The sequence below is a fragment of the Pseudarthrobacter sp. 902506025 genome (genome assembly GCF_040702325.1).
Lineage (GTDB): Bacteria > Actinomycetota > Actinomycetes > Actinomycetales > Micrococcaceae > Arthrobacter.
Genome location: NZ_JBFBKW010000002.1, coordinates 526,019 through 551,109 on the forward strand (window position 1 = coordinate 526,019; position 25,091 = coordinate 551,109).

Annotated in this window: 22 protein-coding genes; 18 read left to right on the forward strand and 4 right to left on the reverse strand. The window is 67.7% G+C overall.

Features of this window, described 5'->3' with window-relative positions; all coding sequences use genetic code 11:
* Positions 1-5 precede the first annotated feature (5 nt).
* The 6 genes from AB0280_RS06280 to AB0280_RS06305 all read left to right on the forward strand — a co-directional run bounded on the left by AB0280_RS06280 (position 6) and on the right by AB0280_RS06305 (position 6,521).
* Complete coding sequence (locus AB0280_RS06280; RefSeq protein WP_224026981.1) at positions 6-2,042, forward strand: bifunctional aldolase/short-chain dehydrogenase; 2,037 nt, start codon at positions 6-8, stop codon at positions 2,040-2,042.
* Positions 2,039-3,523, forward strand: a complete 1,485-nt coding sequence (locus tag AB0280_RS06285; protein WP_224026980.1) for a rhamnulokinase — start codon at positions 2,039-2,041, stop codon at positions 3,521-3,523. Before AB0280_RS06280 ends, AB0280_RS06285 begins: the two co-directional genes overlap by 4 nt.
* A gap of 2 nt (positions 3,524-3,525) precedes the next feature.
* On the forward strand, positions 3,526-4,545 hold the full coding sequence (locus AB0280_RS06290) for an acetylxylan esterase (RefSeq protein ID WP_159630822.1): 1,020 nt from the start codon (positions 3,526-3,528) through the stop codon (positions 4,543-4,545).
* Between the two features lie 243 nt (positions 4,546-4,788).
* Positions 4,789-5,904, forward strand: coding sequence for a 3-deoxy-7-phosphoheptulonate synthase (locus AB0280_RS06295; RefSeq protein ID WP_366366475.1), 1,116 nt, complete (start codon positions 4,789-4,791; stop codon positions 5,902-5,904).
* Positions 5,905-6,058: 154 nt separating this feature from the next.
* Complete coding sequence (locus tag AB0280_RS06300) at positions 6,059-6,271, forward strand: helix-turn-helix domain-containing protein (RefSeq protein WP_043452394.1); 213 nt, start codon at positions 6,059-6,061, stop codon at positions 6,269-6,271.
* Positions 6,272-6,422: 151 nt separating this feature from the next.
* Positions 6,423-6,521 (forward strand): 30S ribosomal protein bS22, encoded by a 99-nt coding sequence (locus tag AB0280_RS06305; RefSeq protein ID WP_003792170.1) that lies wholly within the window; start codon positions 6,423-6,425, stop codon positions 6,519-6,521.
* Between the two features lie 104 nt (positions 6,522-6,625).
* Here AB0280_RS06305 and AB0280_RS06310 read toward each other — a convergent pair whose 3' ends face one another.
* A complete protein-coding gene (locus AB0280_RS06310; RefSeq protein ID WP_159630826.1) occupies positions 6,626-7,444 on the reverse strand; it encodes an HAD family hydrolase in 819 nt (272 codons plus the stop codon).
* 78 nt (positions 7,445-7,522) lie between these two features.
* Between AB0280_RS06310 and AB0280_RS06315 the strand changes: the two genes are divergently transcribed.
* Entirely contained in the window at positions 7,523-7,777 is a 255-nt protein-coding gene (locus AB0280_RS06315) for a glutaredoxin family protein (RefSeq protein ID WP_159630828.1), read from the forward strand.
* Between the two features lie 10 nt (positions 7,778-7,787).
* A complete protein-coding gene (locus AB0280_RS06320; RefSeq protein ID WP_159630830.1) occupies positions 7,788-8,492 on the forward strand; it encodes a redox-sensing transcriptional repressor Rex in 705 nt (234 codons plus the stop codon).
* A 71-nt stretch (positions 8,493-8,563) separates the two neighbouring features.
* Here AB0280_RS06320 and AB0280_RS06325 read toward each other — a convergent pair whose 3' ends face one another.
* Positions 8,564-9,391, reverse strand: a complete 828-nt coding sequence (locus AB0280_RS06325; protein WP_159630832.1) for a hypothetical protein — start codon at positions 9,389-9,391, stop codon at positions 8,564-8,566.
* 233 nt (positions 9,392-9,624) lie between these two features.
* On the reverse strand, positions 9,625-10,173 hold the full coding sequence (locus AB0280_RS06330) for a YceI family protein (protein ID WP_159630834.1): 549 nt from the start codon (positions 10,171-10,173) through the stop codon (positions 9,625-9,627).
* A gap of 214 nt (positions 10,174-10,387) precedes the next feature.
* Between AB0280_RS06330 and AB0280_RS06335 the strand changes: the two genes are divergently transcribed.
* From AB0280_RS06335 to AB0280_RS06380, 10 genes are all read left to right on the forward strand, one after another.
* The gene (locus tag AB0280_RS06335) at positions 10,388-11,068 is read left to right on the forward strand and encodes a histidine phosphatase family protein (RefSeq protein WP_159630836.1); all 681 of its coding nucleotides are present in this window, start codon (positions 10,388-10,390) and stop codon (positions 11,066-11,068) included.
* A 35-nt stretch (positions 11,069-11,103) separates the two neighbouring features.
* A complete protein-coding gene (locus AB0280_RS06340; RefSeq protein ID WP_159635196.1) occupies positions 11,104-11,682 on the forward strand; it encodes a TlpA family protein disulfide reductase in 579 nt (192 codons plus the stop codon).
* A 15-nt stretch (positions 11,683-11,697) separates the two neighbouring features.
* On the forward strand, positions 11,698-12,453 hold the full coding sequence (locus AB0280_RS06345; RefSeq protein WP_324643022.1) for a cytochrome c biogenesis CcdA family protein: 756 nt from the start codon (positions 11,698-11,700) through the stop codon (positions 12,451-12,453).
* Entirely contained in the window at positions 12,453-14,231 is a 1,779-nt protein-coding gene (gene resB, locus AB0280_RS06350; protein ID WP_307489142.1) for a cytochrome c biogenesis protein ResB, read from the forward strand. The genes AB0280_RS06345 and resB overlap by 1 nt, the downstream gene beginning before the upstream one ends.
* Positions 14,231-15,319, forward strand: a complete 1,089-nt coding sequence (gene ccsB, locus AB0280_RS06355; RefSeq protein WP_307489139.1) for a c-type cytochrome biogenesis protein CcsB — start codon at positions 14,231-14,233, stop codon at positions 15,317-15,319. The genes resB and ccsB overlap by 1 nt, the downstream gene beginning before the upstream one ends.
* A 174-nt stretch (positions 15,320-15,493) precedes the next feature.
* Entirely contained in the window at positions 15,494-17,632 is a 2,139-nt protein-coding gene (locus AB0280_RS06360) for an Hsp70 family protein (RefSeq protein ID WP_366366478.1), read from the forward strand.
* Position 17,633: 1 nt separating this feature from the next.
* Entirely contained in the window at positions 17,634-19,718 is a 2,085-nt protein-coding gene (locus AB0280_RS06365) for a LuxR C-terminal-related transcriptional regulator (RefSeq protein ID WP_224026977.1), read from the forward strand.
* Positions 19,719-19,882: 164 nt separating this feature from the next.
* Complete coding sequence (locus tag AB0280_RS06370; RefSeq protein WP_366366479.1) at positions 19,883-21,001, forward strand: IniB N-terminal domain-containing protein; 1,119 nt, start codon at positions 19,883-19,885, stop codon at positions 20,999-21,001.
* Between the two features lie 117 nt (positions 21,002-21,118).
* Positions 21,119-22,999: a dynamin family protein gene (locus AB0280_RS06375; RefSeq protein ID WP_366366663.1), complete on the forward strand. Its 1,881-nt coding sequence runs from the start codon at positions 21,119-21,121 to the stop codon at positions 22,997-22,999.
* Positions 22,996-24,489 carry a dynamin family protein gene (locus AB0280_RS06380; protein ID WP_366366480.1) on the forward strand — a complete coding sequence of 498 codons (1,494 nt, stop codon included), beginning with the start codon at positions 22,996-22,998 and terminating at the stop codon, positions 24,487-24,489. The genes AB0280_RS06375 and AB0280_RS06380 overlap by 4 nt, the downstream gene beginning before the upstream one ends.
* Positions 24,490-24,517: 28 nt before the next feature.
* Here AB0280_RS06380 and AB0280_RS06385 read toward each other — a convergent pair whose 3' ends face one another.
* Positions 24,518-25,087 (reverse strand): hypothetical protein, encoded by a 570-nt coding sequence (locus AB0280_RS06385; RefSeq protein ID WP_366366482.1) that lies wholly within the window; start codon positions 25,085-25,087, stop codon positions 24,518-24,520.
* Positions 25,088-25,091 lie beyond the last annotated feature (4 nt).

Below are 25,091 nucleotides of genomic sequence, written 5' to 3' on the forward strand. Positions count from 1 at the left end.
CAGCTATGACGAACAAAACTGTGGAAGACCTGATCTCCCGTTCCAACCGCCTTGGCGCGGACAAGCGGAACACGAACTACGCCGGCGGCAACACCTCCGCCAAGGGCACCGAAAAGGACCCCGTCACGGGCGACGACGTCCAGCTGCTCTGGGTCAAGGGTTCCGGTGGTGACCTGGGCACCCTGAAGGAGCAGAACCTTGCGGTGCTGCGCCTGGACCGGCTGAATGCTTTGAAGAATGTCTACCCGGGCGTGGAACGGGAAGACGAGATGGTGGCCGCGTTCGATTACTGCCTGCACGGCAAAGGCGGGGCCGCCCCATCGATCGACACTGCCATGCACGGCCTGGTGGACGCCGCGCACGTTGACCACCTGCACCCGGACTCCGGCATCGCCATTGCGACGGCTGTGGACGGGGAGGCGCTGACCACCAAGATCTTCGGTGACAAGGTGGTCTGGGTTCCCTGGCGCCGTCCCGGTTTCCAGCTGGGCCTGGACATCGCCGCGATCAAGGACGCCAACCCGCAGGCCATCGGCACCGTCCTGGGCGGCCACGGCATCACCGCCTGGGGCGCCACCAGCGAAGAAGCAGAGCAGAATTCGCTCTGGATCATCGACCAGGCCGAAAAGTACATCGCAGAGAACGGGAAGGCCGAGCCCTTCGGTGCCAGGCTTCCCGGCTATGCCGCCCTGACCGAAGCCGAACGCCGTGCCAAGGCCGCAGCCCTGGCACCGGTGATCCGCGGCCTGGCCTCCACGGACAGGCCGCAGTTGGGGCACTTCAGTGATGACGCCGTCGTCCTGGACTTCCTCGAGGCAGCCGAACACCCGCGTCTCGGCGCGCTCGGCACCTCCTGCCCGGACCACTTCCTGCGCACCAAGGTCAAGCCGCTCATCCTGGACCTGCCCGCCGACGCCAGCGCGGAGGACTCGATCGCCCGGCTGCACGAACTGCACGCCGACTACCGCGAGGACTACCAGGCCTACTACGACCGCCACAAGGACGCGGACAGCCCGGCCCTGCGCGGCGCGGATCCGGCCATCGTGCTGGTCCCCGGCGTGGGCATGTTCTCCTTTGGGGCGAACAAGCAGACCGCCCGGGTGGCCGGCGAGTTCTATATCAACGCAATCAACGTCATGCGCGGCGCGGAGGCCATCTCCACCTACGCCCCGATCGAGGAATCCGAAAAGTTCCGCATCGAGTACTGGGCGCTGGAGGAAGCCAAACTGGCCCGGATGCCCAAGCCGAAGTCCCACGCCACCCGGGTTGCCCTGGTGACCGGTGCCGCGTCCGGCATCGGCAAGGCCATCGCCACACGGTTGGCGTCCGACGGCGCGTGCGTCGTCATTGCCGACCTCAACCTTGAAAACGCACAAAAGGTCGCCGAGGAGCTGGGCGGTGCCGACGTCGCCATCGGCGTCCAGGCAGATGTCACCGACGAGGCGCAGGTGTCCGCGGCCATCGACGCTGCTGTCCTGGCGTTCGGCGGCGTGGACCTGGTGGTCAACAACGCCGGCCTGTCCATCTCCAAGCCGCTGCTGGAAACCACCGAAAAGGACTGGGACCTCCAGCACAACGTCATGGCAAAAGGCTCGTTCCTGGTGGCCAAGGCCGCGGCGAAGGTCATGATCGCGCAGGGCATGGGCGGGGACATCATCTACATCTCCTCCAAAAACTCCGTGTTCGCCGGCCCCAACAACATCGCCTACTCCGCCACCAAGGCCGACCAGGCCCACCAGGTGCGCCTGCTCGCCGCCGAGCTGGGTGAGCACGGCATCCGCGTGAACGGCATCAACCCCGACGGTGTGGTCCGCGGCTCCGGGATCTTCGCCGGCGGCTGGGGCGCCAAACGTGCCGCGGTCTACGGCGTGGACGAGGAAAAGCTGGGCGAGTACTACGCGCAGCGCACCCTGCTCAAGCGCGAAGTCCTGCCCGAACACGTGGCCAACGCGGCCGCCGTCCTCACCAGCAACGAACTGTCCCACACCACCGGCCTGCACATTCCCGTGGACGCCGGAGTGGCGGCAGCCTTCCTGCGGTGAGTACGGGGGCAGGGGCGGCCGAGGGCGGGGTGTTCGCCGCCGTCGACATCGGCGCCTCATCCGGGCGGGTGATCCTGGGCCGCGTTACCTCCGCCGGGGTGGCGCTGGAAACCGTCCACCGGTTCCCCAACGGCGTGGTGGAGCGCGACGGCGGCCTCCGCTGGGACTTCGATGCACTGTTCGCGGAGGTGCTGGCGGGACTCCGTGCGGCCGCCGCGGCGGCGGCAGCCCGGGGCGAAAAGATCGCCAGCGTTGGCATCGACACCTGGGCCGTGGACTACGGGCTGGTGGACAGCGCGGGGAACCTCGTGGCGCAGCCGTACAGCTACCGCGACGACCGCAGCAGGACCGCCGTCGCGCCCGTCCACGCCAAGCTGGACCCCGCCCGCCTGTACCAAACCACGGGGCTGCAGTTCCTGCAGTTCAACACCATCTACCAGCTGGCCACCGAGAAGGACCTGGACGGGCTGCAGGCCCTCCTGATCCCGGACCTGATTGCGTTCCTGCTCACCGGGGTGCGGCGGACCGAGGCCACCAACGCCTCCACCACCGGCCTGTTTGACGCCGTGGCGGGGGAATGGGCCACCGAATTCTTCGCGGCGCTGGGACTGCGGAAGGACCTGTTCCCGCCGCTGATCCAGCCCGGCGAAACCGTCGGAACACTCCTGCCGGACATCGCCGGGCAAGTGGACCTCCCGCCGGAGACCCCTGTGGTGGCGGTGGGCTCGCACGACACTGCCTCCGCCGTCGCGGCCGTTCCCGCCGTGGCAGACGGTGGCCGCGGGGAGAACTTCGCGTACATCTCCTCCGGCACGTGGTCCCTGGTGGGGCTGGAACTGAAGCATCCGGTCCTCACCGGGGCCAGCCGGGAAGCCAACTTCACAAATGAACGCGGCGTGGACGGCACCATCCGCTACCTGCGGAACGTGGGCGGACTGTGGCTGCTGAGCGAATGCCAGCGCACCTGGGCCGGTGAAGGCTTCCAGCCCGACCTCGCCGCCCTGCTCACCGCCGCTGCGGCCCTCCCCGTCGGCGGGCCGCGGATTAATGCCGACGACCCGTACTTCATCGCCCCGGACAACATGCCAGGGCGCATCCGCGCGGCGGTCCGCCGTACCGGCGAGGTCCTGGCCGATGATCCCGCGGCCATCACCCGCTGCATCATGGACAGCCTCGCGGCCGGCTACGCCAGGACCATCACCACTGCGGAACGCCTCGCCAACCGTGAAGTGGACGTGGTGCATGTGGTGGGCGGCGGCTCCCAGAACACCCTGCTCTGCCAGCTCACCGCCAACGCCACCGGGCGCCCGGTGGTGGCCGGACCCGTCGAAGCCACCGCCCTGGGCAACGTGCTGGTCCAGGCACGGGCCGCCGGAGCCGTCGACGGCGGGCTGGCCGAGCTCCGCCGGATAGTCGCCACCGGGACCAGCCTGGACCGGTACCAGCCACTTGTCGCTGCGCGCCAAGGATGCGTGAATTAGGAATGCCCCTCTTCGACCTTCCCCTGTCCCAGCTCCGCAGCTATACCTCCGAGGTCACACCGCCGGGTGACCTCAAGGCGTTCTGGGATGCCACCCTGGACGAAGCGCGGGCCTTTCCGCTCGACGCAACCTTCGAACCGGTGGACAACTACCTCACGGTGATCGATACGTTCGACGTCACCTTCTCCGGCTTCGGCGGCGCGCCCGTCAAAGGCTGGCTGCACCTGCCGGCCAACCGGGAGGCAGGCGTCAGGCTGCCGGTGGTGGTGAACTACATTGGCTATTCCGGCGGCCGCGGCCTGGCCAACCAGGACACACGGTGGGCACAGGCCGGGTACGCACACTTGATCATGGACACCCGGGGCCAGGGGTACGGCGGCACGCTGGGGGACACCGCGGATCCCCACCCCTCCGCGGGGGATGTGGCGCACGCGGGCCTCATGACCAGGGGCATCGCCAGCCGGGAGGACTACTACTACCGCCGTGTCTACGTGGACGCCTTCCGCGCGGTGGAGGCTGCCCAGGCCCACCCCGCCGTCGATCCCGCCAAAGTGGTGCTGGCCGGTGTCAGCCAGGGCGGTGGCCTGGTGGTGGCCACGGCGGGGCTCACCGCGGGACGGCTCGACGGCGTCATCGCCGCGCTGCCCGACGTCCCCTTCCTGCAGGACTTTCCCCGTGCCATCGACATCACTCCGCGGGGGCCCTATCCGGAGATCGCCCAGTTCCTGGCGCGGCACCGGGACCGCTACGACGCCGCACTTGGCGTCCTGAACTATTTCGACGGCGTCAACCTGGCCCGCTGGGCCACCGTTCCGGCGCTGTACTCAGCTGCGCAAATGGATGACATCTGCCCGCCGTCCACGGTGTTCGCCAGCTACAACGCCTACGGGACCGGCACCCACGCCTCATCGGCCACCGGTGCCGTGAAGGACATTGAGGTGTACCGGTTTAACAACCATGAGGGCGGCCAGGAACACCACTGGATCCGCCAGCTGCAGTTCCTGCGGAAGCTCCTGGGGTAGGCTGCGGCGCCGGAATGTGACGCAACCGATTTTGCGGCCGCCGTGTGCCGGGTTTATGGTCTCTTCCATGACTAACCGTTGGTATGCGTATTTTTCGTTGGCTCTGGAGGGGCCCGCGTCTAACTGACACGCATCCAACTTCCTTCAGAGCCAACAGGGCAGAGATCATTCTCTGCCCTTCGCCGTTTCTCCGGCGGGTTCTGAAATCCGGGCCCGCTTCCCATCTGGAACAGGACCCCGAACATGAGCACCGCAACAGCAGCCGCCAGCGCCACCAAGTCCACGTCCAACCTGCGCGTCAGCGAATTCACTGCGCTGCCCGCCCCGTCGGCGCTTCTCACCAAACTGCCGCTGGGGGACCGGGAGGCCGCCGTCGTCGAACGCGGACGCGACGAAGTGCGCGCCATCATGGACGGCGTGGACGACCGCCTGCTGGTCATCGTGGGCCCCTGCTCCATTCACGATCCCAAGGCCGGGCTGGAGTACGCCCGCCAGCTGGTCAGCCAGGCCGAGAAGCACAAGGAAGACCTGCTGATCGTCATGCGGACCTACTTCGAGAAGCCGCGCACCACGGTGGGCTGGAAGGGCCTGATCAACGATCCGCGGCTGGACGGCAGCCATGACATGGTGACCGGCCTGCGCACCGCCAGGCAGTTCCTGCAGCAGGTCACGGCGCTGGGCCTGCCCACCGCCACTGAATTCCTGGAGCCGATCAGCCCGCAGTACATGGCGGACCTGATCTCCTGGGGAGCCATCGGTGCCCGCACCACCGAGAGCCAGATCCACCGCCAGCTGGCTTCCGGGCTCTCCATGCCCATTGGCTTCAAGAACGGGACCGACGGCGGCCTGCAGGTTGCCATCGATGCCTGCGGTGCCGCCGCGGCGGCCCAGGCCTTCCTGGGGATCGACGGCGAAGGCCGGGCCGCGCTGGTGGCAACGGCAGGAAACCCCGACACGCACGTCATCCTCCGCGGCGGCCGGAAGGGCCCCAACTACTCGGCGGCCGATGTGGAACGCGCCTCCACCGAACTGGCGGGCAAGGGGCTCAACCCCCGCCTGATCGTTGATGCGAGCCACGCCAACAGCGGCAAGAGCCACCACCGGCAGGCTGAGGTGGCGCTGGAGATCGGTGCCCAGCTTGAGGAAGGCGGCGCAGCGGCCCGGGCAGTGGCCGGTGTGATGCTGGAAAGCTTCCTGGTGGGCGGCGCCCAGAACCTTGACGTTGCGGAACACGCCGCGGGACGGGCGGAACTGGTCTACGGCCAGAGCGTTACCGACGCCTGCATGGACTGGGATGTTTCCGCGTCAGTCCTGGAGCAGCTGGCGGCGTCGGCACGGAAGCGCCGGGCCTCGAATTAGGGGGCGAAATAGGGGAAACACTACTTTCACATCTGCCACATGAACATCTAGAGTATCTGTTTAGGTGGTTGGTGGATGGCTCAGCATCGGAACACCGCATTGGCACGTACCTGGGGTCACTGTTGTCCATCCGTCAGCAAAGGAAAATAGGGAAATGTCGGCAGAACAGAACTTCTCCAACGCGAAGTTCCTGACCGTGGCTGAAGTGGCCGAGGTCATGCGTGTCTCCAAAATGACTGTTTACCGCCTGGTTCACTCAGGCGAAATGCCCGCGGTGCGCTTCGGCCGCTCCTACCGTGTCCCCGAAAACGCCGTCGAACAGTACCTCAAAGGTGCTGTTGTGGACGGCCACACCGAGACCGCCTGAGGCGGCCTGTCCCGAGCCGCCCCCGATAAGCGGTACCCTGTTAAGGAACGTTTTACGTCATTGTAAGAATCTGTCAGTTGTTCAGTTCGTAGCTTTGTCCGCGGACATTCCCCATCAGGCAGGTACTGCATCTAGTTTGTAAGGAACTTTCGTGGGTTCAGTTATCAAGAAGCGTCGCAAGCGTATGGCCAAGAAGAAGCACCGCAAGTTGCTTCGCAAGACCCGTCACCAGCGCCGCAACAAGAAGTAGAGATACTTCGAACAGCGTGGAAATGCCCGTCGCCTTCCAAAGGCGGCGGGCATTTTTTTGTCGTCAGGGTTTAGACTGCAGGCTTTTGGCTGCGGCAGGGTGTTTTATGCCCGGGGACCGCGGATGCGGGCGAAGCCCTTCCAGAGGCCGTAGACAGCACCGCCGAAGGTTGCTGCCTTGAGGCCCAGCGTGGCAGCGCGGCGGCCCGCGCGGAAGTCATAAACGGGCCAGTTCCGGTCCCGGGCGTGCCGGCGAAGCTTGGCGTCCGGGTTGATGGCCACGGGGTGTCCCACCAGTGACAGCAGCGGCACGTCGTTGTAGGAATCGCTGTACGCCCAGCAGCGCTTGAGGTCCAGGCCCTCCTGGTCCGCAATTCCCTGGACCGCTACGGCTTTGGCCGAGCCGTGCAGGATGTCCCCCACTAGGCGCCCGGTGTACATGCCGTCCGACACCTCACCTACTGTCCCGAGCGCTCCGGTCAGCCCCAGCCGGGTGGAGATGACTGTTGCCACTTCGATGGGGGTGGCCGTCACCAGCCAGACGCGGCGGCCCACCCGCAGGTGCTGTTCCGCCAACGCCTTGGCGCCGGGCCAGATCCGCGATGCGATCATCTCGTCGTAGACTTCTTCGCCGAGGGCCTTGATGTCGTCAACGGTGATGCCGGCGGCCAGCGTCAGGGCCGAATCACGGACCGCATGGACGTCGTCGATATTCTCACCGCGCGCCACGAACTTGAACTGCTTCCACGCGAATCCGGCCGCCTGGGCCAGGGTGAACGCGCCGCGCTGGTGCATCTTCCGCGCCACGTGGAAGAGGCTGGCCCCGCGCATCAAAGTATTGTCCACATCGAAAAACGCCGCTTCACCGGGCTGCGGCGCAGCAACCGGCCGCGTGACGACGGCGACGTATTTCTCCTCGGGCATGGACTTGAGTCTAGTCAATCCACCCGCTGGCCGCCGTCGGCGTCACCCGCACGGCGCGAACGGCGATACCGTTAAGCCATGGCTACCCCCCGCGTCGTCCTGGTCACCAAAGCTGACTGCCACCTTTGCGAGGAGGCGCGCGACGCCGTCGGCCGGGTCACTGCCTCGTTGGGCCTTACCTGGAGCGAAGAGTTGGTGGACAACCAGCCCGAACTGCGGGAGCGTTACGCCGAAGAGATCCCCGTGGTCCTGGTTGACGGGGTGCAGCGCGACTTCTGGAAGATCGACGAAGCCCGGCTGGAACGCGTCCTGCAGCGCGCCATGGCCAATTAGGGGGATGCGAGTGACGTCCTTGGATTCAACGTCCCAGCCTGTCCCGGGCATCCCGGATGCCGCGGGTGCACCGGCAAAGCAAATTCCCCCTGCTGCCGTGGCCCGGTTGACCCTGTACCTCCGGGCCCTGAACACGCTGCTGGCCGAGGGTGTTGAGCGCGTCTCCTCTGACTCTTTGGCGGAAGCCTCCGGCGTCAGTTCCTCAACGCTGCGCAAGGACCTGTCCCACGTGGGGTCCTACGGCACCAGGGGAGTGGGGTACGAGGTCCAGTACCTCAGCCGCCACATTGCCGCGGCCCTGGGGCTCACGCATGACTGGAAAGTGGCCATCGTCGGAGCCGGAAACCTGGGCAAGGCGCTGGCACGCTACGGCGGCTTTGAATCGCGTGGCTTCGATGTGGTGGCCATCTTCGACGCGGACCAGATGGTGGTGGGCAACGAGGTGGGATGGCTGCGGGTCAGCGACGTCGCGGACCTTGAGACCGTCCTCCACCGCACCGGGGCCAACATGGTGGTGCTGGCGCTTCCTGCGGCGGTGGCGCAGGGCATCTGCGACCGGGTGGTGGCGGCGGGCGTGCACAGCGTGCTCAGCTTCGCACCGGTAATGCTCCAGGTTCCGGAAGGGGTCAACCTCCGCAAGGTGGACATGGCCACGGAGCTGCAGATCCTGGCCTACCACGCCCAGCGGGCGCAGGCGCCGGGGCAGACAGCCTAGGGGCACGGTTTAAAGGCGGCGGCCCGGGATGCTGGACATCCCGGGCCGCCGTTGCGTTCTGTGGTTGGTGGTCAGCGCCCGTAAGGGTTGCCGAAGCCACCGGAATACGGGTTGGCGAAGGGCTGCTGCTTCCGGAAGTAGGGGGCAGCGGCAGGGAGGTAGAGCAGGACGATGGCGGCGATCCCCAGGACGGTCCCGATCGTTGCAAAGGAGGGGATTCCGAACAGGCCGAAGACCGACAGTGCAGCAAAGACGGTTCCCAGGATGCGTGCCCAGTTCTTGCCCTTGCGGATGAAGAAGGCCACCAGCAGGTAGAGGGCGGCGCCGATGATGCCAAAGACCACCAGGGAGCCGGCGATGAAGGGCTTGATGTCGTCGTAGGTGATGTCCGCCCCGCTGGCCCGGACCTGCTGTTCAAATTCCTGCCGGAACTGCGGGGCATCCAGCTGGGTGAGGTTGACGAGGATGGAGATGACGTAGATCGCGGTGGCAGCGATCAGCAGCCAGAATGCGATGTTCACCAGCTGGGGGACGCCGTTGCTTCCGGCCGGCTGCGGCTGCTCCGAGGGGTACTGGCCGTAAGGGGACTGGCCATACGGCGACTGCCCGTACTGGGGTGCATTCTGGCCGTAGCCCGGGGCCTGCGGAGCGTTCTGCCCGTACGGGGAACCGTACTGCGGCGCGTTTTGCCCGTACTGCGGCGCTGCGGGCGGCTGGGAACCGTACTGGGGCTGGTTCTGCCCGTACTGGGGAGCGTTCTGGCCATACTGCGGCGCGTTCTGGCCGTAGCGGGGCTGCTGTGGTCCGGGCTGCTGGCTGCCGGACTGGCCGTTCCCTGGCTGGCCATTGCCGGAGTGGGGGTCTTGGGGCGCGGGAGGCGGGACGGGAGGAGTACTCATGGCGTTCCTTCTGCAGGTCGGGATCCAGGTAGGCTGCCGGGAATCGGTCCTCAGCCTTCCCCCCAGCGTGGCTTAAGTCCACCGTACCCCCGGCGGGTGGCGTTGTGGGTGATTCAGGCGGGATCCACGCCCGCGGCCGGCAGGTGAACCCGGGGGAAAGGCCCTTGGTTAAACACGGCACCCCGGTACCGGGCCGGGATGGCCTGGTACCGGGGTGCCGTGAACGGGGAAACTTATGCTGCGGGGGCGATGAAGGCCAGTTCCAGGTTGATGGCAACCTTGTCGCTGACCAGCACGCCGCCGGCCTCGAGGACGGCGTTCCAGGTCAGGCCGAAGTCCTTGCGGCTGATGGTGGTTTCGGCGGTGAGGCCGGCGCGGGTGTTGCCGAAGGGATCGACGGCCACACCGTGGAGTTCGGTCTCAAGGGCCACGGGACGGGTGACGCCCTTGATGGTGAGGTCGCCCTGGAGTTCGTAGGCATCGCCCTTGGGGACGATCGAGTTGGAAACGAAGGAGATTTCCGGGAACTTCTCGACGTCGAAGAAGTCTTCGCCGCGGACGTGGCCGTCGCGGTTGACGTCGCCGGAGTCGAAGCTGGCGGTCTTGATGGTGGCGTTGACCTTGGAGTCGGCCACGTTCTCGGCGAGGTCCAGGGTGGCCTCGGCTTCCTTGAACTGGCCGCGGACCTTGCTGATGCCCGCGTGGCGGACGGTGAAGCCGATCTCGCTGTGGGAGTTGTCCAGGGTCCAGGTGCCGGTGGTGACGTCTGCGGGAAGTGCCATGATGTTGCTCCTTGGTGTGAATGCTGCTCGGGTCGGGGGGTTGAACCTTCATCGGTTGAAGTCTCAACTAACTTGCTGCATCCAGTATAAACATGCGTTTGCATCTTTTGTTCCCGGTTTCGGAACATTTCTTCAGAAACTTGAGTTCTACTCTTTGTAGAAAGCACGTGCGGAAGATTTCGGATCGCACGCCATCTTTGAGAAACTGGTAAACATGCCCCAAGCCACTGTCCATCTGCTCCGCCACGGCGAGGTCCACAATCCCGACGGCGTTCTCTACGGACGGCTCCCGGAATTCCACCTCTCCGAACTGGGGCAGGAGATGGCCCGGATGCTTGCCGAACACTTCCGCGAGCGTGCCGCGGGCGGCGCCCGGATCACCTACCTGGCCGCCTCGCCGCTGGACCGTGCGCAGGAAACCGCGCGGCCGACGTCGGAGGCGCTGCACCTGCAGATCCACACCGACGGGCGCATCATCGAAGCGGAAAACTACTTCGAGGGCATGAAGGTCACCAAAGCCGAACTCCGCCGGCCGAGGCACTGGCCGCGCCTGGTCAACCCGCTGCGCCCGTCATGGGGCGAGCCGTACAAGCAGCAGGCCGCGAGGGTGGCGGCTGCCGTCCAGGACGCCCGGCTGAAGGCTATCGAACTGGCTGCCGGCGACTTCGGCGCCGCAGGCCCTGAGGCCATCCTGGTCAGCCACCAGCTGCCCATTTGGGCGGCACGGCTGAGCGCGGAGGGCCGGCCGCTGTGGCATGACCCGCGCAAGCGCGAGTGCACCCTGACATCCGTCACGTCCCTGGTTTTCGACGACGACGGCTCGCTGGTGCGGGTCGAGTACAGCGAACCCGCGGCGTCCCTTCTTCCCGGTGCCGCCAGCACCCCTGGAGCCTAGCAGTGAGCAACAACAACCTTCCCTCGCGCCGCAGCATGCTTGCAGCAGGCGGCATGGCCCTGACCGCGCTGACCCTTGGCCTCTCCGGCTGTGCCCAGGAGGATGCGCTGGCCAAGCAGGCCAAGGCGGGAGACAACAAGAACTACGTTGCCGGCGACGGTTCCGTGACCGAGTTCGCCGCCGGGGACCGCAAGGAAGCCGTGCAGATCCAGGGCGCGCTCTTCAGTGGCGCCGCGGTCACCCCGGCCGACTTCCAGGGCAAGGTCAGCGTCCTGAACTTCTGGTTTGCCGCCTGCGCCCCCTGCCGCGTGGAAGCGCCGCTCCTTGAGGAACTGCACCAGGAGTTCAAGGACCAGGGCGTGCAGTTCTTCGGCGTCAACCTCCGGGACGAGAAGCCCACGGCAGAGGCTTTCGAAAAGACCTTCAACCTCACCTACCCCAGCTTCGACGACAAGGACGGCGGCGTCCTGCTGTCCGTGTCCGGCCTGGTGCCGCCCGGGGCCGTGCCCACCACCCTGGTGCTGGACAAGCAGGGACGGGTGGCCTCCCGTGTCCTCGGCGAAATCGAGAAGGGCACCCTGAAAGCCCTCATCACCGCCGCCGTGGCGGAATAGGGACAGGCCGGGACCGTGAACAGCCCCTTCGCCGAAGCCATCCTCAGTGGCTCCCTCCTGCTGGCCATTCCGGTGGCCCTGCTCGCCGGACTTGTGTCTTTCCTTTCCCCCTGCGTCCTTCCCCTGGTGCCCGGTTACCTGGGATATGTCACCGGACTGAGCGGCGTGGACCTGCAAAAGCAGAAACGCGGCCGGATGCTGGCAGGCATCGGGCTGTTCGTCCTGGGCTTCTCGGTGATCTTCGTCCTGCTGGGCGGCGCGTTCGGCCAGCTGGGTACCCTGATCACGGGCAGCCAGAACGCCTGGATCACCCAGCTCCTGGGGATCCTCGTCATCATCATGGGCGTCGTCTTCATGGGCGGCTTCAGCTGGCTGCAGCGCGACGCGAAGATCCACGCCAAGCCGCCCGCCGGGCTCTGGGGAGCGCCCCTGTTGGGCCTGACCTTCGGCCTGGGCTGGGCCCCGTGCATCGGCCCCACGTACTCCGCCGTTCAGCTGTTGAGCCTTTCCGGCGGATCCTCCGCCGCCAAGGGCGCCTTCCTTGCCTTTGTGTACAGCCTGGGACTGGGCATCCCGTTCCTGCTGATCGCGCTGGCCCTGCGCCGGGGGATGGGCGTCATGGCGTTCTTCCGCAAGCACCGCCTGGCCATCCAGCGGACCGGCGGCGGGATCCTGGTGGTCCTCGGGCTGCTGATGGCCACCGGCGTGTGGGGTGCCTGGGTGACCGGGCTGCAGTACTGGTTCCAAACCGACGTGAAGTTGCCGATCTGATGAGCGAGCGTGTGAACGTAAAGAAGAAGCAATCCGCCCCTGTCGCAGAGGCGAAGGCCCAGGCTGCCCTCCCGGCCCTGGGGCCCAAGGGCATGCTCCGGTGGGCCTGGACCCAGCTGACCAGCATGCGCACCGCGCTGTTCCTGCTGCTGCTCCTCGCCGTCGCCGCCGTCCCCGGATCACTGTTCCCGCAGCGGCCCGCAAACCCGGCCGTGGTGACCCAATACATCAAGGACCACCCGGACTACGGCAAGCTGCTCGATTCCCTGCAGCTCTACGATGTCTACTCCTCGGCGTGGTTCTCCGCGATCTACCTCCTGCTGTTCATCTCCCTGATCGGCTGCGTGGTGCCGCGCGCCATCGCCCACTACAAGGCCATGCGCTCACAGCCGCCGCGGACCCCCCAGCGCCTCTCCAGGCTGCCGGAATACGGCACCCTGGTGATCCCCGCCAGTGCCGCCGTCCCGGCGTCGGACGCCATCAACGGTGCGGCCGGCCTGCTGCGCAAGCGCGGCTACCGGGTGGAGGTCAGGGATGCCGACGGCGCCCTTCCGTCCCTGGGTGCCGAACGCGGCTTCATGAAGGAAGTGGGCAACCTGGTTTTCCACACCTCGCTCATCGGCGTGCTGGTGTCCGTGGCCGCCGGCGGCCTGTTCGGATACAGCGGCCAGCGCATCCTGGTGGAAGGCGACACGTTCGTGAACACCCTGGTGGGCTATGACCAGTTCAACCCGGGCACCAACTTCCAGTCCAGCCAGCTCCAGCCGTACTCGCTCCAGCTGGACAAGTTCAACATCACCTTCGACCGCGAGTCCCGGGGCAAGTTCGGCCAGCCCATCGATTTCGCCGCCACCGTGACCACCAAGGAAAACCCGGACGCTCCGCCCAAGCAGGAGATCCTGAAGGTCAACGACCCCGTGAGCCTGGGCGGCACCAGCATCTACCTCACCGGCAACGGCTACGCGCCGGTGGTGACCATCCGGGACGGGGCGGGCAACGTGGCCATGCAGGGCCCTGTGGTAGCCAAGCTGCAGGGCGAGAACTACTACTCCTCCGTGGTGATCAAGGTCCCCGACGCCCAGCCGGACCAGCTGGGCTTCGTGGGCTTCTTCCTCCCCACCGCGTTCGTGACGGACAAGAACGTCTCCTTCAGTGCCGACCCTGAGCTCTTCAACCCGCAGCTGACCCTGAACTCCTACTACGGCGACCTGGGCCTGAACAAGGGTGCTCCGCAGAACGTCTTCGAACTGGACGTCAAGAACCTGACCCCGCTCAACGCCAGGAACCTGGCCGCCGGCGGCATCACGCTGGCACCCGGCTCCACCTACACCCTCCCGGACGGCAAGGGCAGCATCAGCTTTGACGGCGTGAAGCGGTACATCGGCGTGGACATCCACCACAACCCCGGGCAGCTGTACGCCCTGATCTTCGCCTTGCTGGCTGTGGCCGGCCTGATCCTTTCGCTCTACGTCAACCGCCGGCGCGTCTGGGTGCGCACCGGCACCGCTGACGACGGCCGCACCATGGTGGAATACGGGCTGCTGGCCCGCGGCGAGGACCACCGGCTGGCGGGCGAGGCGGCCGCGCTGCGGAAACTGTTCGCCACCGAGTGGCAGCTGGCCGACGAGGCCGCGCCTGACGCTGCCGTCCCCGAAAATACTGCCCCGTCCCAGCAAACTCCCAGCCGGACAGGCGATAATGTCGCAGGCTCCGCCGAAAAGGCCGAAGGCTCCGTCACCACCCCAGCAGGCCCCACCGGGCCCGAAAAGGACCAGTAATGCCATTTGGAATCAACGAAACCATGGGCCAGTACAGCGAACTCTTCATGCTGCTGGCGGCGGGCACCTACACAGTGGCCTTCATTGCCTTCGCCTGGGACCTGGCCAAGAGCAGCAAGGCCCTGCGCGCCGTCGACCTGAAGGCCGCCCAGGCCGGGGCTGCCACCAAGGTTCCCGTGGCCGCCGGTGTTGGTGCCGGCTCTGCCGGGGCGCGCCTGGACGGGCCCGCCGACCGGGCCGAGCGTCCGTCGTCGTCCGCTGCCAAGGCCGGCGGCGCCGGGGCAGACGGCGTCGTAACGGCCGACGGCGACATGAAGTACGCCACGGAACGCCGGGTTCCGGCGCGGGTCGCCGTGGCCCTGACCACCCTCGCCGTCCTCATCCACGGCGCCGGCGTGGTCACCAGAGCCCTGGGCGCGGGCCGCGTGCCGTGGGGCAACATGTACGAGTTCCTCACCACCGGCGCGTTCCTGGTGGCGGCCGTGTTCCTGCTTTCGCTGATCCGGCGCGACCTGCGCTTCCTGGGCACCTTCGTGGTTGGCCTGGTGATCATCATGCTGGTGGCTGCCTCGGTGGCCTTCTGGACCCCCGTGGGCCACCTGGTCCCCGCCCTCCAGAGCTACTGGCTGGTCATCCACGTATCCATTGCCGTGCTTTCCTCGGCCCTGTTCACCCTGACGTTCGCGATGTCCGCCCTGCAGCTGGTGCAGTCCCACCGGCAGAAGACCGTTGCAGCTGGCGGCGCCGACAAGCTCGGTTTCATGCGCCTGGTGCCCTCCGCGCTGAGCCTGGAAAACCTCTCCTACCGGATCAACGCCATCGCCTTCATCGGCTGGACCTTCACCCTCATGTTCGGTGCCATCTGGGCGGAAAAGGCATGGGGCCGGTTCTGGGGCTGGGACACCAAAGAGGTGTGGACGTTCGTGATCTGGGTTGTCTACGCAGGCTACCTGCACGCCCGTGCCACCCGCGGCTGGACCGGGACACGCGCCGCGTGGCTGTCGATCGTGGGCTACCTGTGCGTGATCTTCAACTTCACTATCGTGAACCAGTTCTTCAACGGGCTCCACTCCTACTCCGGCCTCTAGAAACGGGCCCTTTCCGGGCCTTGGGCGGGGAATCCACCCGCATCGCGGCAACTGGGCGCTAAATAACCATTCGATGTAGCAACAGGGCTGTCCGAGGGTCCGTCGGAAATGCTACGTTGGTGACGTTCACTGTGATGAAGCTTGCATGTGGACCGCCAGCCTTCCGAGGTAACCATGAGCTACGCTCTCGCCGTAGACGTCGGGACCAGTTTCACGGCAGCCGCCGTTGTTCGTTTTCACCAAGGTCCCTCCGCTGTGCCTGAGTGCCTGCCTTTGGGCGCGCGTGGAGCGTCGGTTCCCTCCGTGGTGTACTTCCCGGAGGAAGGCACTGTCCTGGTGGGCGAGGTCGCGGAACGCCGCGGTCTGGACTCGCCGGAACGCGTGGTGCGGGAATTCAAACGCCGCATCGGCGACGACGTTCCCATCATCCTTGGCACCCTGGCGCTGCAGCCGGAGGACGTCTTCGCCACCATGGCCCGCTGGGTGGCAGACCGCGCGGCCGAACGCGAGGGGGGCCCGCCGTCGGCCGTCCACCTCACCCACCCCGCTGCCTGGGGCATCCACCGCCTGTCCGTCATCCGCGCCGCCCTTGCCGCCCACGGCCTGGAAAACGTCACCCTCCTTCCCGAACCCGAGGCCGCGGCGCTGCACTACGCCTCGCAGGTGCGGGTGGAGGAGGGCAGCACCATCGCGGTGTACGACCTCGGCGGCGGCACCTTCGATACCGCGGTCCTGCGGAAGTCCGGCAGCAGCCGCTTCGAACTGCTGGGCCGTCCGGAGGGCATCGAAGACCTGGGCGGGGCCGACTTCGACGCCGCGGTGTTCAGCTATGTTGCCGGGCACACCGGCACCGCCCTGGCAGACCTCGACCCCGCCGACCCCGCGGTCCTCGGGGCATTGGCCCGCCTCCGGCGCGAATGCGTGGAGGCCAAGGAAGCCCTGTCCTCCGACAGCGAGGCAAGCATTCCCGTGCTCCTGCCCGGCGTCCAGCAGCAAATCCGCCTGGTCCGTTCCGAGTTCGAGGCCCTGATTGAAGAGCCCGTACGGGAAACGGTGGACGCGCTGGAGCGCTCCCTGGCCCAGCTGCACCTGGAACCGGCAGACCTGTCCGCGGTGCTGCTGATTGGCGGCTCGTCCCGGATCCCCCTGGTAGCCCAGGTGGTGTCGGAGGAACTGGACCGGCCCATCGCCGTTGACGCGGATCCCAAGTCCTCCATTTGCCTCGGCGCGGCCGTGGCCGCGCTTCTCGCGCACGCCGCAGCCCGCGCAGAAACGGCAGCGCCCCAAACTGACGCGGCAGGAATTGAAACGTCCGCCGCTCAGGCGCCGCCCGCCGTCGTGCCTTCCGCAGTGCCACCGGCACCCTCCGGACCAGGGCTGCCCAGCTGGTCACGCAAATATGCGACGACGGCTGAAGCCGGCGCGGGGCACGGCGCCGTCCGGACTGCGCGGCGGGGGGAAAGAGGGGCACACGCCCCGAAACCCACGGTCCGGGTCACGGCTGTTGCCGCTGCCGCAGCCCTCCTGACGGTCCTCACCGCCACTGCGGCGCAGAGCCCCGACGGCTTCGGAAGCCTCACCGCCATGTTTGTACCGCAGGCGGGAGCGAGCACCGACGGCGGATCCGCAGGCACCGGCGGGGCGGAAGCAGCAGGTGGAGGGGGAGGAGGAGCTGCAGCCGTTGGCGCCCCCCAGCCGCTCGCGGGCGTGGAGGCCAGCGCCAAAAAGCCAATCGCGCAGCAGCCCGGGCTCGACGTGTCCGCCTCACCCACCAGCAGCCAGGCCGCGGCCGGCGGCGCCACGGCGGGTGGGCCTGCGGCCGCCGGCGCAGCCCCTGCAGCGAATCCGCCGTCAGCAGCCGGGGGCAGCACTCCGGGGACAGTCATCGTTCCCGATTCAGCCACCATAGGCCCCGCAACGCCAACGGCCACCACGCAACCCGTCCCTACCGCGCCTGCCCCCACTGCCACCCCGGCCCCAACAACCGCCCCGCCCACGTCCACTGCCACGCCAACACCGACGACGCCGCCGCCAGGCACATCCTCGCCCGGCACGACCGTCGACCCCACGCTTGGCTCCGGAACCGCTCCCGCCGACCCGGGGACGTCTTCCCCCACCACCGGGGGAGCGACCCCCACCATCCTGCCCACCACCATGGCGGCTCCGGCCCCCACAGGTGACCCGCTCGTGTCCCCCACGGCCGACCTAACGCCCACCCCGACCGTTGCACCTTCACCCACGCCGGAGGAGTCCACCGTGACTCCGACGGACACTGCCGTCGCAACGGCCACGACCACTTCTCCGGGGGCCTGACATGGACGGACACATCCAGCGGGCGGAACGGCCCGTACCCCTGCTCACCGCACCTGACCACCAGGGCCATCCGCCCCACGCCGCGGAGCTGATGGCCAAGCAGTTGAAGGGCGCAAACGCTGCCGTCCGGGAGCTGCTGCTGGCACTTTCGGTGGGCTTCGCCCTGCCGGGACCGCTTCCGGCGGACCTCCAGCACAAGTTCATCAGCGGAACGGTGGAGGACCTTGATGCCCTGGTGGACCGCGCCGAAGCCGCAGGCCTGCTGCGGCCGGACGGCACGGTGGTGGGGACGGCCCAACACGCCCTTCTGACCGCCACCCCCACGGCCAAGGTGCACGCGCTCCAGCGGGAGCTCGTAACCGTCTTCACATCCGCAGGACAGCCGCTGGGGAACCTCGCCCGCGAGCTGGCCAGGGGAGGCCTTGCCGATCCACGGGTGGCCGCGGAACTGGAGCAGGCTGGGAACGCCGTGCTGGAGAATGACCCCAGGCTGGCGTCCCAACTCTACGAGGAAGCACTCCTGGCCGGCGCCGACCCGCTGGCCACCGCAGCCAGGCGCGCCCAGGCCGCAGCCGGCGACGGGGAACTCGACGCCGCGGCCCGCATCATCGACGCGCTCCTGGTCAGCCCGGACCCGCCGGACGTGCGCCGCGGAGCCGATGTCGCTGCCTCCGTCTGGGCGCAGCGGGGAATGCTGGCCCGCGGAGCCGACGTATACAGCTGGCTTGGTCCCGGACGGGTGGGCCCCTCCGCACCTCTTGCCGCCGTCGCCATGATCGGCGCCGGTGACCGGGCGGCTGCGGAGGCCTTCTTCCGGCCCGATGCTCCGGCGGCCTCGCCGACGCTGCTTGCGGCCGCCCTGGTCCAGACCGGACAGGGAATCCTGGCCTCCCTGGGGGACAAGCCGCAACAGGGCATCTCCATCCTGATCCATGCCTCGGACATGCTGAACTCGGCGGGCACGGCCCTTCCGCTGCCGGAAACACCGGCGGCCCTGGCAGCCCTGCTGGCCCTGCAGAGCGGTGAGCCGCACCTGGCGGAGACGGTCTGCAAGGCGGCAGCCGCAGCCGGACAGGGCGGCAACGCCGCCCAGCCAAGGCTCCTGCTGCTCCAGGCCTGGGCGGCGATGATGCAGGACAAACTCGAGGACGCCCGCCTGGCAGCCACGGAAGCGGCCAAAGCCAATCATTGGCCGCTGGTCCCGCGCGACGAGTTCATGTGCGCCGCCCTGGAGGTGGGGCTTGCGCGCCGGAACGGCGACGTGCCGGAGCTGCTCAGGGCATGGGAACGGGCACGCGAAGCCATGCTCCACACCTCGGTGGACCTCTACAACCTGTTGCCGTGGGGCGAACTGCTGATCGCCGCGGCCCGGCTGCGCGAGACACGCCGGGTGGCGCAGTACCTGGAGGACGCCTGGAAACTGCTGGGCCGCCTGGGTGGTCCTGCCCTGTGGTCCGTTCCCCTGCACTGGTCCGCCGTCCAGGCTGCGCTGCTGAATGAAAGCCCCGCCGATCTTGCTCCCCACGCAACGGCACTGGCGCGGGCCTCTGCCCACAGTCAGCTTGCCGCGGTGCTCGCCACGGCCGGCAAAGCCTGGGTCTCGGTGCTCGCCGGCCGGTTCCGGACCGCCGATGTGGAGGGTGCTGCCCGGCTGCTCGGTGCGGTGGGGATGCCCTGGGAGGGTGCACGGCTGGCCGGGCACGCTGCCGCCCGGGCCGACGAGCGTCGGGACATGATGCGCCTGCTCTCCTGTGCCCGGGACCTTCACCCCCAAGGCAGCCCTGCTGCCGGAGCATCAGGGGCGGCGGAGGTGCAGGCAGGAACCGGTACCGACGCCGGCAAAGCGGGGCAGCCCGACGCCTCCGGTTTGAGCGAGCGCGAAAAGGAAGTGGCCAGGCTGGTGCTTGAGGGCAAGACCTACCGGGAGATCGGCGAGGCAATCTACATATCGCCCAGGACCGCGGAGCACCACATTGCCAGGATCCGGCGCCGGCTGGGAGCGGAAAACCGTTCCGACCTGCTGGCCCGTCTGCGCCTGGCCCTTGGCGTGGAACATTCCCAGCCGCTGAATCCGCAGCAGGAATAACCCCTAACCCCCCTAGACACGGGGGTGCCAGTGCCCCGGAACAGCGCCCGGGGGTAGGGGGAAAGCGCCCGATGCACCGTCCCCGGCGGCGAATCTAGGTTTGAAGCAACCGGATACGTACACCGGATGATCCACAACTCCACGAAGATGTGAGGACCACGCATATGCCAACGCTCGCAAATGACCTTGTTCAGTTCCTGATGCAGCTCTTCGGCGACCGGGAGGCGATCCAGGAGTTCCTGGATGACCCGGAGAGGGCACTGCAGGAACACGGCCTGGCCAATGTGTGCTCGGCTGACGTTGACGCCGCCATGCCGGTGGTCCTCGACTACGCTCCCATCACCGTCAATGCCACCTCCTTCGCCCGGGAGCATACCACCGGCGGCAACGGTGTGTGGGCCGGGCAGACGGGGACGCTGGGCGGCCACGGCGCAGGCCCCTCCGCCCTCCACGGCGGAGGGGCGGTTGCCGGGCAGGGGGGCGCCGGCTATGACCAGGACGACCACGCCCACGCGGTCCAGCAGCTCCACCACGTGGTGAACCACTTCTCCTACACCACCAACACCACCATGCTGGATGACCGCGTCACCATTACCGACCAGTCCGTCAACCAAAACATCTGGGCGCACGGGGACGTGGAGCAGTGGTTCGACAACGATGCCGTGGTGGCCTCCGGCGACCAGGCCGTGGCCGCCGGTGATGACGCCGCCGTCAGGGACCCCAACAACGTGCGGGACTCCTACAACGTCAGGGACTCCTACAACACCGACCACTCGACCGATAACTCCACGGACAACTCCATCCATGCCGGCAGCGACGTCAGCATCGGCAACGAGCAGACGGACATCTCCGACTCCTTCAACACCGATCTCGGCCTGGACGTGGACGATTCCTTCAACGACAACTCCGACAATTCCCACCACACGGATTACTCGGACCATTCCACCAGCACCGACGTGGACGTGGACGTCCGGGACTCGTTCAACGACAATTCCGACAACTCCACCCACAACTCCGTGGCGGTGGACGACTCCTACAACCAGGACACCTCCACCCTGGTTGAGGATTCCTTCAACCAGGACAGCTCCACCACTACCGCGGTGGAGGTCCACGTGGACGACTCGTTCCAGGACAACCCCGCCACCAGCATCGTTGAAGACAACCTGGTGGTGGCGGACAACCAGCTCGATTTCACGGAGGACAACTCCACGCACACGGATGTTGACCTGGACAACCACGCCACCATCGACGATTCGGTGGTTGACGACTCCACCGTGCTGTAACACGCTATTCCCGTGAGGCGAACCGCCCAGATCCGCCTCACGGGAACAGATCTTTTGGCGCTGGGGCAGGGGGGAGAGGCTGTGGCAGATGCAGAACCGGCACGGCCGGCGGCGCCCATGACGGCCGGACAGCTGGCCAAGCTCGTGGAGCAGGGCCTGCAGCTGGTGGGTGCCGGGGACCGCGAGGACCTGCGCAGGAGGCTCGGCCAGGCCATGGTCCGGCTGCAGGACCCCAGCATCAGGGTCATTGTGGTGGGGGAGTTCAAGCAGGGGAAGAGCAAGCTCATCAACGCCCTGGTGAACGCCCCGGTGTGCCCGGTGGATGACGATATTGCCACGTCGCTGCCCACCATCGTCCGCTACGGCGAACCGGCCTCGGCCGCCGTCCTGGTCCCCACGGCGGACAACCAGGCCGGCAACCAGGCGGCCAACCCTGCGGGCGACGGCGGGGACGGCAGCATCGAGCGCCGGCCCATTGAGCTGTCAGAGCTGCCGGCGCTCGTCTCCGAGCAGGGCAACCCGGGAAACAGCCGGAAGCTCGCGGCCGCGGAAGTTTGCCTGCCCCGCCGCGTCCTCACCGGGGGCCTGACCATCATCGACTCCCCGGGTGTGGGCGGCATGGGCTCCACCCACACGCTGACCACCCTCACCGCCCTTCCCACCGCGGATGCCATGCTGCTGGTCTCGGACGCCTCCCAGGAATACACGGAACCGGAACTGCGGTTCCTGCGCCAGGCCATGCGGATCACCCCCAGCGTTGCCGCCGTCCTCTCCAAAACGGACCTGTACCCGGACTGGCGCCGGGTTGAAGAGCTGGACAGGAACCACCTGGACCAGGTGTCACCGGACATCCCCTTGTTCGCGTTGTCCGCAGACCTCCGCCTCGAGGCCTCACGCCTCCAGGACGCCGAGCTCAACGCCGAATCAGGCTTCCCAGCCCTGGTGTCCCACCTGCGCAACGACATTGTGGGCAAGGCGCAGCGCATCCAGCGCCGCTCCGTCAGCCAGGACCTGCTCTCCGTCACCGAAAACCTGCGCCTGTCCCTGCAGTCCGAACTGGACGCGTTGGAGAACCCCGACGGTACGCCGCAGATGCTCGCAGCCCTGGAGCAGGCCAAAACGGAGGCGGACGAGCTGCGGAAGCGGTCCGCGCGCTGGCAGCTGACGCTCGGTGACGGCATCAACGATCTCATCGCCGACATGGAATACGACCTCCGCGACCGCCTGCGCCGGATCCAACGGGAAGCCGAGAACGCCATCGACCAGGGCGATCCCGGTCCTGTCTGGACGCAGTTTTCCGCGTGGCTCGAAGAGTGCGTTGCCGCGGCGGTCTCGGACACCTTTGTCTGGACCAGCGAGCGGTCGCAATGGCTGGCCGCGCAGGTGGCTGAGCACTTCGCCGCAGACGAGGTGTCACTGCCCGTCCTGCACGTGTCCGACTCCGGGGACGCCCTGGACCCGGTGGACCAGATGCCCGGGTTGGATCCCGGCCGCGTGAACCCGATCCAAAAAGTCCTCATCGGCATGCGGGGATCCTATGGCGGCGTCCTGATGTTTGGCCTCCTGACCGGGATTTTCGGGATGGCCCTGATCAATCCGCTGTCCGTGGGTGCCGGGCTGCTGCTGGGACGCAAGGCCTACCGTGAGGACAAGGAAACGCGGCTGAAGCGCCGCCAGGGCGAAGCGAAGGCGCTGGTCAGGCGCCAACTGGACGATGTCACCTTCCAGGTGGGCAAGCAGCTGAAGGACAGGCTGCGCCTGGTCCAGCGGACCATCAGGGACCACTTCACCGAGATCGCCGATGAATACCACCGGTCGCTGTCGGACTCGGTGGCAGCAGCCCAAAAGGCAGCCAACTCGTATGCCCAGGAGAAGGAAGGCCGCATCCGCGACATCAGGGCCGAGCTCAAGCGGGTGGACGCGCTGCACCGCGCGGCGGAAGCGGTGGCAGCGGAGGTTGCCGCCGCCGGAATCCGTACCGCGGCAGGGGTGGGATGACGGCGTCCACCACAGCCGGAGCGGCGGCACTGATCCGCGAAGCGCTGGAGGCCTATGCGGATGACCCGGACGCCGTCCAGTCACTGAAAGGCTACGCGCAGCGGTTGGCCGAGCCCCTGCGGATTGCCGTTGCCGGCATGGTGAAAGCAGGGAAATCAACCCTCCTGAACGCCATCATCGGCGAGGAGATCGCGCCCACGGACACCGGCGAATGCACCCGGATTGTCACCTGGTACCGGCACGGACGCACCCCCCGCATCACCCTGCACCCCACGGACGGCCTGCCCCGGAACCTCCCGCTGAAGCGCGTGGACGGGCGCCTGGTCTTCGTCCTGGACGGCGTGCGTGCGGAGGAGGTGGAGCGCCTCGACGTCGAATGGCCGTCGCCGGCGCTGAAGGCCATGACGCTGATCGACACCCCCGGCATCGCTTCCCTCTCCCAGGATGTATCGGCACGGTCCATTCGGTTCCTGACCCCGGAGGATACGCCGTCGGAGGCCGATGCCGTGATCTACCTGATGCGGCACCTGCACGAATCCGATATCCGGTTCCTGGAATCCTTCCGAGACATCGGGGCGGGACGCTCGGGCACCGTCAACGCCATCGCGGTGCTGTCCCGGGCCGATGAGGTGGGAGCCGGCCGCATCGACTCCCTGCTGTCCGCCGGCACCATCGCGGAACGGTACAGCCGGGACCCCAACCTCCGGAAGCTGGCCCTGGGCGTCGTCCCGGTGGCAGGGCTCCTGGCGCAAAGCGCCCGCACCCTGCGCCAGGCGGACTTCGAGGCCCTCCGGCTGCTTGCCACCCTGGACCGCGCCGCGCGCGAACGGATGCTGCTTTCGGCCGACAGGTTCCGCCGCTCCGCTGAACCGGACGGACTGACGGAAGAGGCCCGGACATCACTGCTGGAGCGCTACGGGCTCTTCGGCATCCGGCTCGCCATGGTCCTGGTCCGCAACGGTTTCGGGGAGCCAACAGCCCTGGCCCATGAACTCGCCCGGCGCAGCGGCCTGGACCCGCTGCTGGAGCTGCTGGACCGCCAGTTTCAGGCGAGGGCGGGGGCGCTGAAGGCCAGGACCGCGCTGGCAGCGGTGGAAGACCTCCTGGCCAGCCGGCCGCGGCAGGGAACGGAGCAGCTGGCGGCATCCCTGGAGCGGCTGCAGGCCGGCGCGCACGAATTCCGCGAGCTCCGGCTGCTGGCGGCGTTGCGGACCACAGGGGTGGAACTTGCTCCGGAACTGGCGGCGGAAGCTGAACGGCTCATCGGCGGCCAGGGCGCCGCGGCGTCACAGCGGCTGGGCGTGCCCTCCGATTCGCCTCCGGAGGTCCTGGCGGCGCAGGCCCGCCAGGTGCTGGGCCGCTGGCGCGCGGTCGCTGAAAGCCCCGTGACTGCACGGTCAGCCGTGGAGGCCTGCCGGGTGGTGATCCGCAGCTGCGAGGGCGTGCTGGCCGATTGCACCGGCAGGACGCGGCAGCCGCAATCGGCATAGTGCGGCCGGCAAGGCAAGGACGGGCGGCTCAGCCCCGCGGACGCTGACGCTTTAGCCAGGCTCCCGCGGGCGGCAGGAACAGGAGCACCAGCCCGGCGAAGGCCAGGAGAAGTTCGGCGCCCCACAGCATCACCACGTAACTGCCCGCGGCGCCGCTGGGGACCAGGAACGCGGACGCAAGGACCATGACGGGCAGATGGCCGGCCAGCAGCAGCACCAGGGCCCAGCGGCCCCAGGTCCGGCGGCCCATTACTGCGGCCAGTACAGCGGCCTCCAGTACGGTCACCAGGAGCAGGGCGCCGGTGCTGCCCCAGAACACGATGTTTGCTGCGGTTCCCACCGACCCGGCATCGCTTCCCGAGGCCATGTCCGCCACCACTCCGCGAAGCCGCTGCAGGTTGGAGTCACGGGCCACGAACGAGCCCAGCAGGACTGCCAGCCCGGCGGCGAAGCTGAAGAGCCACAGCGACCGGGCGGTGCGGACAGTCCGCGGCACAGGGGGAGTGACCGGGATGGGCGGTGGCGCTGAGTAGGACAGGCCGGGCCTCGGTGGGGGAGCGGACAGCCGCCGCTCTTCTCCTCCGGACGGGGACGCCATGGGC